Raw genomic sequence first — 14,976 nt, forward strand, 5'->3', positions numbered from 1 at the left:
ACTGTTTCAGTAAGCATTGATTAGGGTTTTTTACTCTAAAGATGAAAGTACTGCTTTTGCAGGAAACATCGAATGTTCTTTAACAATTTGGAAAGCTGATATTAATAGTAATCAATCAAAATTGAGTAACTGAGAAATCGAAAGATGACTTTTTACTCTACTTGACTGAATTGCTTGTTATCAATTTATTGATAGCAAGGCAATTCTTCCGATTAGCTTGTCATGCATACGACATAACTTAGACAGAAGTCAAAAGGCTGTTTGGGGTTGTATGGTTAAGTGACGAAGCGTATACGGTGGATGCCTTGGCAGTTAGAGGCGATGAAGGACGTGTAAGTCTGCGAAAAGCTGTGGTGAGCCGACAAAATGCATTTGAACCACAGATGTCCGAATGGGGAAACCCACCTGTTTACAGGTATCGTTACATGAATACATAGTGTAACGAGGCGAACGAGGGGAACTGAAACATCTAAGTACCCTTAGGAAAAGAAATCAATTGAGATTCCCCTAGTAGCGGCGAGCGAACGGGGAACAGCCCTTAAGCTGTATTGAATGTAGTGGAATCCTTTGGGAAGAGGAGCGATACAAGGTGATAGCCCTGTACACGACGCAATCTTTACAGTGAAATCGAGTAGGTCGGGACACGTGTTATCTTGACTGAATATGGGGGGACCATCCTCCAAGGCTAAATACTCCTAACTGACCGATAGTGAACCAGTACCGTGAGGGAAAGGCGAAAAGAACCCCTGTGAGGGGAGTGAAATAGAACCTGAAACCGTATACGTACAAGCAGTGGGAGCCACTTCGTGTGGTGACTGCGTACCTTTTGTATAATGGGTCAGCGACTTATATTTAGTAGCAAGGTTAAGCGAATAGCGGAGCCGTAGCGAAAGCGAGTGTTAACTGCGCGTTTAGTTGCTAGGTATAGACCCGAAACCCGGTGATCTAGCCATGAGCAGGTTGAAGGTTGAGTAACATCAACTGGAGGACCGAACCCACTGACGTTGAAAAGTCAGGGGATGACTTGTGGCTGGGGGTGAAAGGCCAATCAAACCGGGAGATAGCTGGTTCTCCCCGAAATCTATTTAGGTAGAGCCTCGGACGAATTCCATTGGGGGTAGAGCACTGTTAAGGCTAGGGGGTCATCCCGACTTACCAACCCTTTGCAAACTCCGAATACCAATGAGAACTATCCGGGAGACACACGGCGGGTGCTAACGTCCGTCGTGGAGAGGGAAACAACCCAGACCGCCAGCTAAGGTCCCAAAATATTGCTAAGTGGGAAACGATGTGGGAAGGCATAGACAGCTAGGAGGTTGGCTTAGAAGCAGCCACCCTTTAAAGAAAGCGTAATAGCTCACTAGTCGAGTCGGCCTGCGCGGAAGATGTAACGGGGCTAAGCAATATACCGAAGCTGCGGCAGCAAGTTTACTTGCTGGGTAGGGGAGCGTTGTGTAAGTGGATGAAGGTGAGTTGTAAAGCTTGCTGGACATATCACAAGTGCGAATGCTGACATGAGTAACGATAATGGGAGTGAAAAACTCCCACGCCGGAAGACCAAGGTTTCCTGTCCCATGCTAATCAGGGCAGGGTAAGTCGGCCCCTAAGGCGAGGCAGAAATGCGTAGTCGATGGGAAACGGGTTAATATTCCCGTACTTATATAATCAGTGATGGAGGGACGGAGAAGGCTAGGCAAGCTTGGCGTTGGTTGTCCAAGTGAAAGTGCGTAGGCTGAAAACTTAGGTAAATCCGGGTTTTCAAGGCCGAGACACGAGACGAGCTCCCAAGGGAGTGAAGTTGTTGATGCCCTGCTTCCAGGAAAAGCTTCTAAACTTATGATTATATGAACCGTACCCCAAACCGACACAGGTGGTCAGGTAGAGAATACTAAGGCGCTTGAGAGAACTCGGGTGAAGGAACTCGGCAAAATTGTACCGTAACTTCGGGAGAAGGTACGCCTCTGTTTGTGAACACTTCGCGTGGTAAGCAAATGGAGGCCGCAGTGACCAGGTGGCTGGGACTGTTTATTAAAAACACAGCACTCTGCAAACTCGTAAGAGGACGTATAGGGTGTGACACCTGCCCGGTGCCGGAAGGTTAATTGATGGGGTTAGTTTTCGGACGAAGCTCTTGATCGAAGCCCCGGTAAACGGCGGCCGTAACTATAACGGTCCTAAGGTAGCGAAATTCCTTGTCGGGTAAGTTCCGACCTGCACGAATGGTGTAACCATGGCCACGCTGTCTCCACCCGAGACTCAGTGAAATTGAAATCGCAGTGAAGATGCTGTGTACCCGCACCTAGACGGAAAGACCCCGTGAACCTTTACTACAGCTTGGCACTGAACATTGAACCTACATGTGTAGGATAGGTGGGAGGCTTTGAAGCACAGTCGCTAGATTGTGTGGAGCCGTCCTTGAAATACCACCCTTGTATGTTTGATGTTCTAACATAGGTCCCTAATCGGGATTGTGGACAGTGTCTGGTGGGTAGTTTGACTGGGGCGGTCTCCTCCCAAATAGTAACGGAGGAGCACGAAGGTTAGCTAATCACGGTCGGACATCGTGAGGTTAGTGCAATGGCATAAGCTAGCTTAACTGCGAGACAGACACGTCGAGCAGGTACGAAAGTAGGTCATAGTGATCCGGTGGTTCTGTATGGAAGGGCCATCGCTCAACGGATAAAAGGTACTCCGGGGATAACAGGCTGATACCGCCCAAGAGTTCATATCGACGGCGGTGTTTGGCACCTCGATGTCGGCTCATCACATCCTGGGGCTGAAGTCGGTCCCAAGGGTATGGCTGTTCGCCATTTAAAGTGGTACGCGAGCTGGGTTTAGAACGTCGTGAGACAGTTCGGTCCCTATCTGGTGTGGGCGTTGGATGATTGATGGGAGCTGCTCCTAGTACGAGAGGACCGGAGTGGACGAACCGCTGGTGTTCGGGTTGTCATGCCAATGGCATTGCCCGGTAGCTATGTTCGGAACGGATAACCGCTGAAAGCATCTAAGCGGGAAGCCGGCCCAAAGATGAGTCATCCCTGAACTTTAAGTTCTGGAAGGGTTGTTATAGACGATGACGTTGATAGGCAGGGTGTGGAAGCGTTGTAAGGCGTTAAGCTAACCTGTACTAATTGCCCGAGAGGCTTAACCATACAACGCCCAAAAAGCTTTAGGCTTTAAGAGTGTTGTAGACAAGCTAAGCTCTGAAAAATGAGCCGCAAGTAAGAGTAAAAAGCAGTTACTCACTGATTGAATTAATATTATCTTTCCCAAATTGTTACCAGTTTTTTCCTGGCAGCCATAGCGATACGGTACCACCTGATCCCATTCCGAACTCAGAAGTGAAACGTATTAGCGCCGATGGTAGTGTGGGGCTTCCCCATGTGAGAGTAGGACACTGCCAGGTCCCATTAAGAAGAACCCGCCTAACGGCGGGTTTTTTGCTTTCTGCACCATTATTTGTGTGTTGTCAGTATTTCTAGACATTCTTATTCGATAAAAGCCTTAATAGATCTGACTTACTTTTAGCAAAGTGAGCGTTTTTTGGTAAACTCTATCGAGTATTTTTCTAGTCGAAGTAAATAGGACGAACTAATGGCCGTATTCGGTACAGTATTCATGCCACAAATGGCGCTTGCTACCTTTGTCAACGATAAGTGGACTGACACCGAATTTGTCAGTGCAGACAGTATTTCACTTCACCCTGGTGCACACGTGCTTCACTACTCAAGTACATGCTTTGAAGGTTTAAAAGCATTTAAGCATGAAGATGGCAGCATCAATATTTTTAGAATGGATAAGAACATTGAGCGCTTTGCTCAAAGTAGCCGCCTTTTAAATTTGCCTGAAATAGATAAAGCGCAAGTTGAAAAGATGATTATCGATATTGTTGCAAAGTATGCTTCTGAAGTTCCAGAGCCTCCTGGTTCTATGTACATTCGTCCTACTCACATTGGTACAGAAGCGTCTATTGGCAAAGCAGCAGCACCGTCAGCAGATTCGATGCTATACGTATTATTGTCTCCAGTGGGTGATTACTTTGCGGGCGGAGCAAAGCCACTTCGCTTGTTACTAGACGAAACAGGGATGCGCTGTGCACCGCATATGGGAATGGTAAAAAGTGGCGGTAATTATGCCAGTGCATTACCACCTATTCTCAAAGCCCGCGCAGAAGTTGAGGCTGATCAAATACTGTTTTGTCCTAATGGTGACGTTCAAGAAACCGGTGCAGCAAACTTCTTACTTATTGACGGTGACGAGATCATTACAAAAGGGTTGGACTCTAGCTTTTTGCACGGCGTAACCCGTGCAACCGTTCTTCAAATTGCTAAAGATCACGGCATGAAAGTAAGTGAGCGTGATATTACAGTTGAAGAGCTATTAGAACGCGCAGCAAAACCAAATACAGAAGCGGCGCTATCTGGTACAGCGGCTGTGCTTACGCCAGTGGGTACTTTTATTCATAACGACAAAGAGTATCAGGTTGGAAGCGGCGAAGCTGGCCCGGTCACTATGAAACTTAGACAGGCGTTAAATGATATCCAATGGGGTAAAGCCGAAGATACACATAACTGGCTAGTCAAAGTGCCAAACTAAACTAGTCATAGTTAGATACCCATAAAAAAGCCTGCTTCAGCAGGCTTTTTAGTATTTAAAAGGTTTACGCTTATTTCGCTTGGCCTTGTTTAGCAACTGCATCCATCATTGCTTTGATTGCATCAGCATCGCCAAGATACTCTTTAGAGATTGGTTTAAGGTTTTCATCTAGTTCGTATACTAGTGGCACACCTGTAGGGATGTTAAGACCTAATACTTCTTCGTCTGACATACCATCTAAATACTTAACAAGCGCGCGAAGGCTGTTGCCATGTGCCGCTATAATTACACGCTTACCAGCTTGGATGTCTGGACGAATAACATCATGCCAGTAAGGTAATACACGTTCGATAGTAAGCTTGAGGCTTTCACCACGTGGCAAAATATCAGCATCTACATTGTTATAACGTGGGTCGTGACCTGGGAAGTGTTCACTGTCGTCTTCAACTGCCGGAGGTGGAATATCGAAGCTACGACGCCAGATTTTCACTTGCTCTTCGCCGTGCTTAGCAGCAGTTTCCGCTTTGTCTAGACCGGTTAGAGCACCGTAGTGACGCTCGTTCAGACGCCAGTGACGCTCAACTGGAAGGTAGTGTTGACCCATTTCTTCAAGGGCAATATTAAGCGTTTTGATTGCGCGAAGGAGTACAGACGTATATGCCTGATCAAATGTAAATCCAGCATCTTTAAGAAGCTGACCTGCGGTCTTTGCTTGTGCTACACCAGTGTCGGTCAAGTCAACGTCGTGCCAGCCTGTGAAACGATTTTCCAAGTTCCACTGACTTTCTCCATGACGAATAAGTACCAATTTATACATAGTTGGGTTACCTGCGGCGTTAAAGTGAAATAGTCTGAGATAATTCCAGAAGTTGGACGTTCAGACGTATATTTAAAAACTGCTGTTATCATCCTTGATTGGCGCTTAAAAATCCAGTTTAAGCGGGTATAAAATCGCAGGTAAGACGTGTCTTTGCCGTTCAGATAAGAGATTTATTAAATAAACCGTGTCAGGTCTGGATGGGCAACTTTTATCCACTCTTTCATTGATGGTTCTTCAATAAAGCTAAAATCTTCAAAATCAAACCCTGGCGCGACTGTGCAACCTACAAGTGAGTAGTCACCCATAGTTGCAGCTCCCTGAAAATTGCCCGCCTCAACCACTTCAACATAATCGTTGTTGCCACCACCTATACGGCGTTCCCATAACTGCTGTTTCTGAATTTGGAATAGCTGTAAAGGAGCACCTTCATAGTGATTCCATACTTCATCATGTAAAACGCGATGAAAGCGACTGACTTGGCCCTTAAGTAAAAGAAAATAGATATGGGTGAGTGCTGGACGGCTGGCACCATGGACATAGGATGTAGTCTTATTTTCTGAACGAAAAACCTGACGATAAAAACCTCCCTCGGGATGAGGTTCAAGGTTGTACTTCTTAATAAGCGGATGGGTCATGATAACTTCGTATTCTTGTTATTGCTTTTTTACTGGTGCTCGTCCTTCAATGACTTTCTGAGCATGTATTAAGGCATTAGGCGTTTAGCGTGGTGATAAGCATACCGCTTGCAAGATTATAAGAAAATAATAATGTTGCATATTTGTAAATGAATGAGGTATGTGACACTTCATTCGTAATAACTCTCTCCTTGTCAGCCTAGGCCAAAAGCTTCTACTCGTGCATAAAGGCCAATTATTCTAACTGGTTGCTTTCCGCTGATAGGAAACACTTTTTCTGCCTACCTCTGTAGAAGTATATGTTGAGACGAAAAGCGGCGATACGAATAACTAATAATAGGTGAACTTTTTTTCATGTTTATGCCGTACAAACTTGAAAATAACGCGACGGATTAAATACGTCGCTCGTTTCTTGCATTGGCAAAAATCGAAACGTAGACAATATTCATGAACAGGCAAAGAAGGATGAGAGCGTATGACATATAAGTCTTTTTCGCAGCTTGAAGTAAACGGCAAAAACTTCAAGGCGGTCAATTTTGACAGTATAGGTAATCAGTATGCGCTCGACCGGCTACCTTTTTGTATCAAAATTCTTCTCGAGAACCTAATCCGACATGAAGATGAAGAGTTCGTTTCTAGTAGTGACATTGAGCAAGTGGCTAAGTGGGACACTGACAACCACGCTGATCACGAAGTATCATTTGTTCCTGCGCGGGTTATTCTTCAAGACTTTACTGGCGTTCCTGCCATAGTCGATCTAGCTGCAATGCGAGATGCAGTTAATCGCTTAGGGGGCGATGCACAAGCAATTAACCCTTTAAACCCGGTAGAACTGGTCATTGACCACTCTGTAATGGTTGATCATTTCGCTGAAGAGAATGCATTAGAAAAGAATACCGATATAGAGATTGAGCGCAATAAAGAGCGTTATCAATTTCTAAAGTGGGGGCAGTCTAGCTTCGATAACTTTAAAGTTGTTCCTCCAGGTCGCGGTATTGTGCACCAAGTTAATTTAGAGTATCTGGCCCGCTGTGCTTTTACCAAAGAGCAAGATGGTGAGACCTTGGTTTATCCAGACACCCTTGTGGGTACCGATTCTCACACTACAATGATTAATGGCCTTGGCGTACTTGGCTGGGGTGTGGGTGGTATTGAAGCGGAAGCGGCTATGCTAGGTCAACCAGTAACAATGTTATTACCAAAAGTGGTTGGCTTCAGGCTTTCAGGTAAGTTGCCTGCTGGCGTAACTGCTACTGACATGGTGCTTACCATCACACAGCAATTGCGTGAACACGGCGTTGTTGGCAAATTTGTCGAGTTTTACGGTCCAGGTCTTAAACACTTAACCACAGCAGATCGCGCAACAATTGCAAACATGGCACCAGAATATGGTGCAACGTGCGGTATCTTTCCCATAGACGATGTGGCGTTAGATTATTTGAGACTTACAGGTCGCGATGAGGACCAAATAGCACTTGTCGAACAGTACGCTAAATTCAGTCACCTATGGCATGACGACCATTCAAAAGATGCACAGTACCATGAAACACTTGAACTCGATTTGGGCGAAGTAGTGCCGTCACTTGCCGGGCCGAAACGCCCACAAGATCGCATTGCCCTAGACAAGGCAGCAGAAGCATTCAATGAATGGCATCGTTCGCAAATTGATGTGAAAGTACTAGATGAAGAAACCGATTTAATTGCCGAGGCTGGGCTGGGTACCACTGATGATGTTGATGAAGATCATGACTCTTTTGTTGAGTTCAGAGGTAACAAGTTCAACTTAGAAGATGGCGCAATCGTGATTGCTGCCATTACAAGCTGTACCAATACATCAAACCCGTCAGTGCTCGTTGGCGCGGGTCTGCTGGCTAAGAAAGCTGCGGAAAAAGGCTTAACTCGTAAGCCTTGGGTCAAAACGTCATTAGCACCTGGCTCACAGGTTGTTACTCAGTATTTAGAAGATGCTGGTCTTATGGACCCGCTTGAATCACTTGGGTTTAACTTGGTGGGATATGGCTGTACAACCTGTATCGGCAACTCTGGTCCACTACCTGATGCCATTACTGATGCTATTAGAAAGGCGAAACTTACTGTTACTTCGGTGCTATCCGGTAATCGTAACTTTGAAGGTCGCATTCATCCTGATGTAGCGGCAAACTATCTTGCGTCACCGCCTTTAGTAGTCGGATATGCGCTAGCAGGGAACATGAATGTAGATATCACTACAGAGCCATTGGGGCAGGCAAGTGATGGTTCACCTGTTTACCTAAGAGACATCTGGCCTACTGAAGACGAAATTCAGCAATATATTGCTGAAAACGTAACGGGTGACCTATTTAAAGAAAAATATGCGGATGTGTTTAAAGGCGCAGGCGAATGGAATGAACTGGAAGTGAGTAAAACATCAGTTTATGACTGGCCAGAGTCGACTTACATTAAGCATCCGCCTTTCTTTGAAGTGATGGGTAAAGAGCCAGAAGCCTTGACGGCAATCGAAAATGCGCGATGCCTAGTGAAAGTTGGTGACTCAATCACGACAGACCATATTTCACCTGCAGGGGCCATCGCAAATGATAGCCCAGCGGGAGAGTACCTGCAGGCACAAGGTGTTGAGCCAAAAGACTTCAACTCTTATGGCTCTCGTCGCGGTAACCATGAGGTAATGATGAGAGGAACGTTTGCGAACGTTCGTCTTCAAAACCAACTGGCGCCGGGTACACGAGGCAGTGCGACAACCCATTATCCGAGCGGCGACAGCATGTCTATCTTCCACGCTGCTATGCGTTATAAAGATGACGGTGTACCAGCAGTTGTCATTGGTGGTAAGGAGTACGGCACTGGCTCAAGTCGAGACTGGGCAGCTAAAGGGCCTTCTCTTATGGGCGTGAAAGCTGTACTTGCGGAAAGCTATGAGCGTATTCACCGCTCTAACTTAATAGGAATGGGTATTCTACCACTCCAATTTAAGTCAGGTGACAGCGCGAGCTCTTTGGAGCTTAAAGGTAACGAGTCGTTCTCTATCGATGCAGTTGAACGCGGGCAGACCGAGGTTGAAGTGAAAGCTGTATCAGACGAGGGGCAAACAACTACCTTTATGATGGACATCAGAATCGATACATCTAACGAGTTTACTTACTTCGAAAACGGAGGAATACTTCACTACGTTATTCGAGAGTATTTAAAACGATAAGCGTTTATAAGATTAAGGCTGCGGTTAGTTCGCAGCCTTTTTATTTATGGCACCCGGCAAGGGCATTTACTCTCCGCCAATAATTTGGACTTGTGCTATATCAGTATCGCCTTTTAATACTTTGAAAATAGCATCTTGCACAAGGGTTCGCATACCATCTTTGGCCGCTTGTGATTTCATTTCTGAAACGCTGGCTTCTTTATATACCATTGAGCGAAGCTCTGGTGTCATCCCCAGTAATTCGTGCACACCTGTTCTGCCTTTATAACCTGTGTTTCCACATTCTTCGCAACCTTTGGCTCTGTAGAGTTCAAGTGGGGCCTGAATGTTCAGTTCTGACAGGTGCTCTTTGCCATATTGGCGCTCAATAAACGCCATGTCTTTCTCGCCTGCTACATACTTCTCTTTACAGTTCCCACACAAGGTCCTTATAAGACGCTGGGCCAATATTCCCACGCATGCGTCTGAGAAGTTGACCGGATCAAGACCTAAGTCAAGTAGACGGGTGATGGTCTCTGGTGCTGAGTTAGTATGCAGCGTTGAAAGTACTAAGTGACCAGTTAATGACGCTTCAATACCCGCATGAGCGGTTTCCTTATCACGCATCTCACCAATAAGAATGATATCTGGGTCTGCCCGCAAGAATGCCCGAAGTGCTGCCGCAAAGTTAAAGCCAATTTTAGGGCTTACCTGAACCTGTTGCAGACCAGGCTGAGTAATTTCTACCGGGTCTTCAGCCGTCCAAATTTTCTTTTCAGGCGTATTCAAATATCCCAATATAGCGTGAAGCGTAGTGGTTTTACCGGAACCTGTGGGGCCTACAACAAGCAAGATGCCGTGAGGCTTTTTAATCATTTCTTCCAACCTTGTACGGTTGGTTGGGGCCAGGTTCATCTTGTCGATAGGCATTGCACCGCCTGATGCCAAAATACGCATTACTACACCTTCACCGGCGACGGTGGGGATAGTAGCCACACGCACTTCTACGAGTTTACCGTTCATTCTAAATGCGAGCTTGCCATCCTGCGGTACGCGTTTCTCTGCAATATTAAGATTCGACATTATCTTAATACGCGCAATCACCGCGTTATGATGCGAGTGAGGTACCTGGTTCATATCGCGGCATACGCCATCCACGCGCATGCGAACACGAGTAGGCGCATTCTTTTCAGGGTCTATATGAATATCTGAGGCGTTTAAACGTTTAGCATCGTGCAGTATACGACTTACTAAGCGGACAACTGCTGGCGCATCGTCTGAAAGCTCATCAATCTGGTCTTCATTGTCGTCGCTGGATGAGCCAATTTCATCGAGGATGTCGCTCATTTCACCAGGGCCGCCGCCACCGCTATTCTCCCCTAAATATTGAAGAATAAGGTTAGGTAAACTTACCGCGATTTCGTAGCTATCAATGCCCATAGCGCTTTCAATTTCCATTAAGAGCGCGGCATTGTTTGGCTCAGCCATTAGCACAATGGGTTTATCGTGTGCATCGGCGATAACTGCAACATAGTTTCGCTTGAGGTAAGAAACGTTTAGACGACTTTCGTTTTCGAACCTGTGATATTTTTCCGGCAGGTAAGAAATGAACGGTACTTGATAGTGGATTGAAAGGGAGTTACCAATTTCATCTTCCGATATGCGATGTTCAGATATCAACCGTTGAACTAAGGCTCGTATATCTGGCGTTGTCGCTTGTATATCGGCGAGGGTGGCCTCTTCTAGCAAGCTTTTGTGAACTAACAGGTCAAACGGGTTATTGGTGCCGCCTAATTCAAATCTGAATTTATCACCAAGAATAAGCGCTAATGCATTCCCACGCTTGAGGTCCTCTTCGGTAAAACCGCCGCTTGCCTTATTGATGATCTGAATAACACCCATTAACACGCCAGCGTTCATTATTGGTACGCAAAGGATGTTTTGAGTTCTAAAGTCATTGTCTTTATCGAATTTATCGGCAAAGCGAAGTCGAGGGTGAATGCTTTGAAGTAGGGTAGGATTGTACGGGTCATCAATGACAACAGGCTTTTGTGAAAGCGCAACGTAGCCAGCAATAGACATGGGGCTAATCGGTACTTTTATCTCTAGGGTTTCTTTACCTGTTTTAAATCGGGCGACCAGGTCTTGGTGTTGACGACGGCGTTGAAAAATACTCATGCGTGTGGCGTCAAACAAGCCAAGTATCATAGGTTCTAATAGGCTGTAGGCATCTAACAACGTAGAGTGGTTATTTAAGATGCGTTTTATTTGTGCAAATGTTTGCTGGTTATTTACTACTTCCATATTCTCACTACTAATAATGTTGGCGCCTAGTCCTTTACGCTTTTGACGCTATAAGCATGTTTTACGCTAGGGTATCAAGATATACTGTTACCATAAAAGCAACAATACTACTTCTAGACAGTTACATACACTGTTTTAGCGTAAAAATATGTGTATAAAAAGCAAACTGCCTCTTGCATTGCCCTCTGCTTTCTGTATAATTCGCGCCCACTGCCCAATTAGGGTATGAAGTTTTTAGCCGCAACCTCACTGCTTTTAGGGTGGTTGCCGAAGTAACGGATTCATCATTACTGATTAGCCTGTTGCTGGCGTGCTAGAAAAAAGAACAGGGTTCCGATAGGGAACCATCGGTTTACGCACATCTTTTCTTTCCGGAATTAATGGAAGAGAAAAGGTGAATTTTTTTGTTCTTTCGATTGGAGCTTAATCGATGCCAAATCAAAGAATTCGCATTCGTTTGAAAGCGTTTGATCACAAGTTGATCGATCAGTCTACGGCTGAAATCGTTGAAACTGCGAAACGCACTGGTGCTCAGGTAAGTGGTCCTATTCCTCTACCTACTCGCAAAGAACGCTATACAGTTCTGATTTCTCCGCACGTTAACAAAGACGCGCGTGATCAATATGAAATCCGTACTCACAAGCGTTTGGTAGACATCATCGAGCCAACTGATAAAACAGTTGACGCGTTGATGCGTTTGGACTTGGCTGCTGGCGTTGATGTTCAAATCAGCCTGGGCTAATAAGAGAGGGTTATAACAATGGCGATTGGTCTAGTCGGTCGTAAAGTGGGTATGACTCGCATCTTCACTGAAGATGGTACGTCTATCCCTGTGACTGTTATTGAAGCGACCCCAAACCGCGTTACTCAGCTTCGTACTGAGGAAACTGACGGTTATCGCGCTCTTCAGGTTACTGCTGGAACTAAGAAAGCTAACCGCATCAACAAAGCTGAAGCAGGTCACTTTGCTAAAGCTGGTGTTGAAGCTGGACGCACTCTAGTAGAATTCCGCCTAGAAGAAAACGAAGGTGCCGATATTGAAGTAGGCAGTGAAATCACTGTTGAAATCTTTAACGACACTAAAAAGATTGATGTAACTGGTACATCAAAAGGTAAAGGTTTCCAAGGTGCAATCAAACGCTGGAACTTCAGTTCACAGCGTATGACACACGGTAACTCTTTGTCACACCGCGCACCTGGTTCAATTGGTCAAAACCAATCACCAGGTAAAGTATTCAAAGGCAAGAAAATGGCTGGTCAGCTTGGTAACAAGCAAGTGACTACTCAGTCTTTGGAAGTTGTACGTGTTGACGTAGAGAACGGCCTTATCCTAGTTAAAGGTGCCGTACCTGGCGCAACTGGCAACGATGTAATCGTAAAGCCAGCTGTTAAAGCGTAACGTCTGGGGAGTGAACTGATGGAATTAACATTGAAAGACGCGCAAAGCGCTCTTGAAGTATCCGAAGCGACCTTTGGACGTGAATTCAACGAAGCCCTGGTACACCAGGTAGTTGTAGCTTACGGTGCAGGCGCTCGTCAGGGTACAAAAGCGCAGAAAACTCGCGCTGAAGTTCGTGGTGGCGGTAAGAAGCCATGGCGTCAAAAAGGTACTGGCCGTGCACGTGCTGGTACAATCCGTAGCCCAATTTGGGTTGGCGGTGGCCGTGCTTTCGCAGCAAAGCCTCGTGACTTTGACCAAAAAGTTAACAAGAAAATGTATCGCGGTGCACTTAAGAGCATCCTGTCTGAACTAATCCGTCAAGACCGTTTGGTTGTTGTAGAGAAGTTCGGTGTTGACGCACCTAAGACTAAAGCTCTTATTTCTGCACTTAACGAATATGAACTAAATGATGTTCTAATCGTTACTCCAGAAGTTGATGAGAACTTGTTCCTAGCGGCACGCAACTTGTACAAAGTTGACGTACGTGACGTAGCAGGCATCGACCCAGTGAGCTTGATTGCATTTGAAAAAGTGCTAATTACTGCTGATGCGGTTAAACAACTTGAGGAGGCGTTAGCATGAAAGAAGAACGTCTACTGAAGGTGCTAGTAGCACCTCACGTTTCAGAAAAGTCTACAATGGCTGCTGAAGCGAACAACACAGTTGTATTTAAAGTAGCTAAAGACGCGAACAAAGCTGAAATCAAAGCTGCAGTTGAAAAACTGTTTGAAGTTGAAGTTGAAGGTGTTCGTACTGTGAACGTTAAGGGTAAAACCAAGCGTCACGGCATGTCTTTCGGTAAGAGCAGCGACTGGAAAAAGGCCTACGTGGTTCTTAAAGAAGGTCAGGACATCGACTTTGTCGGTGGTGCTGAGTAAGAAGGGGATTAGAAATGCCATTATTGAAAGCTAAGCCAACTTCTGCCGGTCGTCGTCACGTTGTTCAGGTCGTAAATCCTGACCTGCACAAAGGTGCACCGTACGCACCTTTGCTTGAAAAGAACAGCAAATCTGGCGGTCGTAACAACAATGGTCGTATTACCACTCGTCACATTGGTGGTGGTCATAAGCAACACTACCGTGTAATCGACTTTAAACGCAACAAAGACGGCATTCCAGCCAAAGTTGAGCGTTTAGAATACGATCCAAACCGTTCTGCAAACATTGCACTAGTATTGTACGCAGACGGTGAACGTCGTTACATTCTGGCTCCAAAGGGTATGAAAGCAGGTGATGCAATCCAGTCTGGTTCGGGTGCTCCGATCAAGTCTGGTAACACGCTACCTATGCGTAACATCCCTGTAGGTACTGTTGTACACGCAATTGAAATGAAGCCTGGCAAGGGTGCACAAATCGCACGTTCTGCTGGTGCTTACGCTCAGATCCTAGCACGTGACGGAAACTACGTTACCCTACGTCTACGCTCTGGCGAAATGCGTAAAGTTCTTTCTGATTGCCGCGCCACCATTGGTGAAGTTGGTAATGCAGAACACATGCTTCGTTCACTAGGTAAAGCTGGTGCTACACGCTGGCGTGGTATTCGTCCTACCGTTCGTGGTGTTGCCATGAACCCGGTTGATCACCCACACGGTGGTGGTGAAGGTCGTACATCAGGCGGTCGTCACCCAGTAACTCCTTGGGGTGTTCCTACCAAAGGTAAGAAAACCCGAAGCAACAAGCGTACTGATAAGCTTATCGTACGTCGTCGAAACAAGTAATAGCGAGGATTCACCATGCCACGTTCTCTCAAGAAAGGTCCTTTTATTGACCTTCACTTGCTGAAGAAGGTAGAGGCTGCAGTGGAAAAGAACGAACGTAAACCAATCAAAACTTGGTCTCGTCGTTCTATGATCATCCCAGATATGATTGGGTTGACCATTGCGGTCCATAACGGTCGCCAACATGTACCTGTCATTATTAGTGACGAAATGGTCGGCCACAAGTTGGGCGAATTTGCGCCAACGCGTACTTACCGCGGCCATGTCGCGGATAAGAAAGCTAAACGTTAA

The 14,976-nt window shown here is 45.9% G+C and carries 11 protein-coding genes and 2 rRNA genes; 10 read left to right on the forward strand and 3 right to left on the reverse strand.

What is annotated here, in order from left to right:
* The first annotated feature begins 273 nt into the window (after positions 1 to 273).
* The 3 genes from PCAR9_RS01495 (at position 274) to PCAR9_RS01505 (ending at position 4,596) form a co-directional block, all read left to right on the forward strand.
* A 23S ribosomal RNA gene (locus PCAR9_RS01495) occupies positions 274 to 3,152 on the forward strand.
* A gap of 138 nt (positions 3,153 to 3,290) precedes the next feature.
* Positions 3,291 to 3,406 (forward strand): 5S ribosomal RNA (gene rrf / locus PCAR9_RS01500).
* A gap of 188 nt (positions 3,407 to 3,594) precedes the next feature.
* Positions 3,595 to 4,596, forward strand: a complete 1,002-nt coding sequence (locus PCAR9_RS01505; protein WP_179982111.1) for a branched-chain amino acid aminotransferase — start codon at positions 3,595 to 3,597, stop codon at positions 4,594 to 4,596.
* 70 nt (positions 4,597 to 4,666) lie between these two features.
* Here the strand turns inward: PCAR9_RS01505 and gpmA are convergent, their stop codons facing one another.
* Both gpmA and PCAR9_RS01515 read right to left on the reverse strand, forming a co-directional pair.
* Positions 4,667 to 5,413: a 2,3-diphosphoglycerate-dependent phosphoglycerate mutase gene (gene gpmA / locus PCAR9_RS01510; RefSeq protein ID WP_012516952.1), complete on the reverse strand. Its 747-nt coding sequence runs from the start codon at positions 5,411 to 5,413 to the stop codon at positions 4,667 to 4,669.
* Positions 5,414 to 5,589: 176 nt separating this feature from the next.
* Positions 5,590 to 6,051 (reverse strand): cupin domain-containing protein, encoded by a 462-nt coding sequence (locus tag PCAR9_RS01515; RefSeq protein ID WP_179982112.1) that lies wholly within the window; start codon positions 6,049 to 6,051, stop codon positions 5,590 to 5,592.
* 475 nt (positions 6,052 to 6,526) lie between these two features.
* Here PCAR9_RS01515 and acnA point away from each other — a divergent pair, with 475 nt between their 5' ends.
* Positions 6,527 to 9,244: an aconitate hydratase AcnA gene (gene acnA, locus PCAR9_RS01520; protein WP_179982113.1), complete on the forward strand. Its 2,718-nt coding sequence runs from the start codon at positions 6,527 to 6,529 to the stop codon at positions 9,242 to 9,244.
* A gap of 66 nt (positions 9,245 to 9,310) precedes the next feature.
* Here acnA and PCAR9_RS01525 read toward each other — a convergent pair whose 3' ends face one another.
* Positions 9,311 to 11,527, reverse strand: coding sequence for a GspE/PulE family protein (locus tag PCAR9_RS01525; RefSeq protein ID WP_179982114.1), 2,217 nt, complete (start codon positions 11,525 to 11,527; stop codon positions 9,311 to 9,313).
* 430 nt (positions 11,528 to 11,957) lie between these two features.
* Here PCAR9_RS01525 and rpsJ point away from each other — a divergent pair, with 430 nt between their 5' ends.
* From rpsJ to rpsS, 6 genes are read left to right on the forward strand one after another with little or no spacing between them, the layout of a single operon-like run.
* Positions 11,958 to 12,269, forward strand: a complete 312-nt coding sequence (gene rpsJ / locus PCAR9_RS01530) for a 30S ribosomal protein S10 (RefSeq protein ID WP_010179497.1) — start codon at positions 11,958 to 11,960, stop codon at positions 12,267 to 12,269.
* A gap of 18 nt (positions 12,270 to 12,287) precedes the next feature.
* The gene (gene rplC, locus PCAR9_RS01535) at positions 12,288 to 12,926 is read left to right on the forward strand and encodes a 50S ribosomal protein L3 (RefSeq protein WP_014947975.1); all 639 of its coding nucleotides are present in this window, start codon (positions 12,288 to 12,290) and stop codon (positions 12,924 to 12,926) included.
* Positions 12,927 to 12,944: 18 nt separating this feature from the next.
* Positions 12,945 to 13,550 (forward strand): 50S ribosomal protein L4, encoded by a 606-nt coding sequence (gene rplD, locus PCAR9_RS01540; RefSeq protein WP_118490523.1) that lies wholly within the window; start codon positions 12,945 to 12,947, stop codon positions 13,548 to 13,550.
* Positions 13,547 to 13,846: a 50S ribosomal protein L23 gene (rplW, locus tag PCAR9_RS01545; protein WP_179982115.1), complete on the forward strand. Its 300-nt coding sequence runs from the start codon at positions 13,547 to 13,549 to the stop codon at positions 13,844 to 13,846. Before rplD ends, rplW begins: the two co-directional genes overlap by 4 nt.
* Positions 13,847 to 13,860: 14 nt before the next feature.
* Entirely contained in the window at positions 13,861 to 14,685 is an 825-nt protein-coding gene (rplB, locus tag PCAR9_RS01550; RefSeq protein WP_012516960.1) for a 50S ribosomal protein L2, read from the forward strand.
* Positions 14,686 to 14,700: 15 nt separating this feature from the next.
* Positions 14,701 to 14,976 carry a 30S ribosomal protein S19 gene (gene rpsS, locus PCAR9_RS01555; RefSeq protein WP_012516961.1) on the forward strand — a complete coding sequence of 92 codons (276 nt, stop codon included), beginning with the start codon at positions 14,701 to 14,703 and terminating at the stop codon, positions 14,974 to 14,976.

The organism is Alteromonas macleodii, assembly GCF_903772925.1.
Taxonomy (GTDB): Bacteria; Pseudomonadota; Gammaproteobacteria; order Enterobacterales; family Alteromonadaceae; genus Alteromonas; species Alteromonas macleodii_A.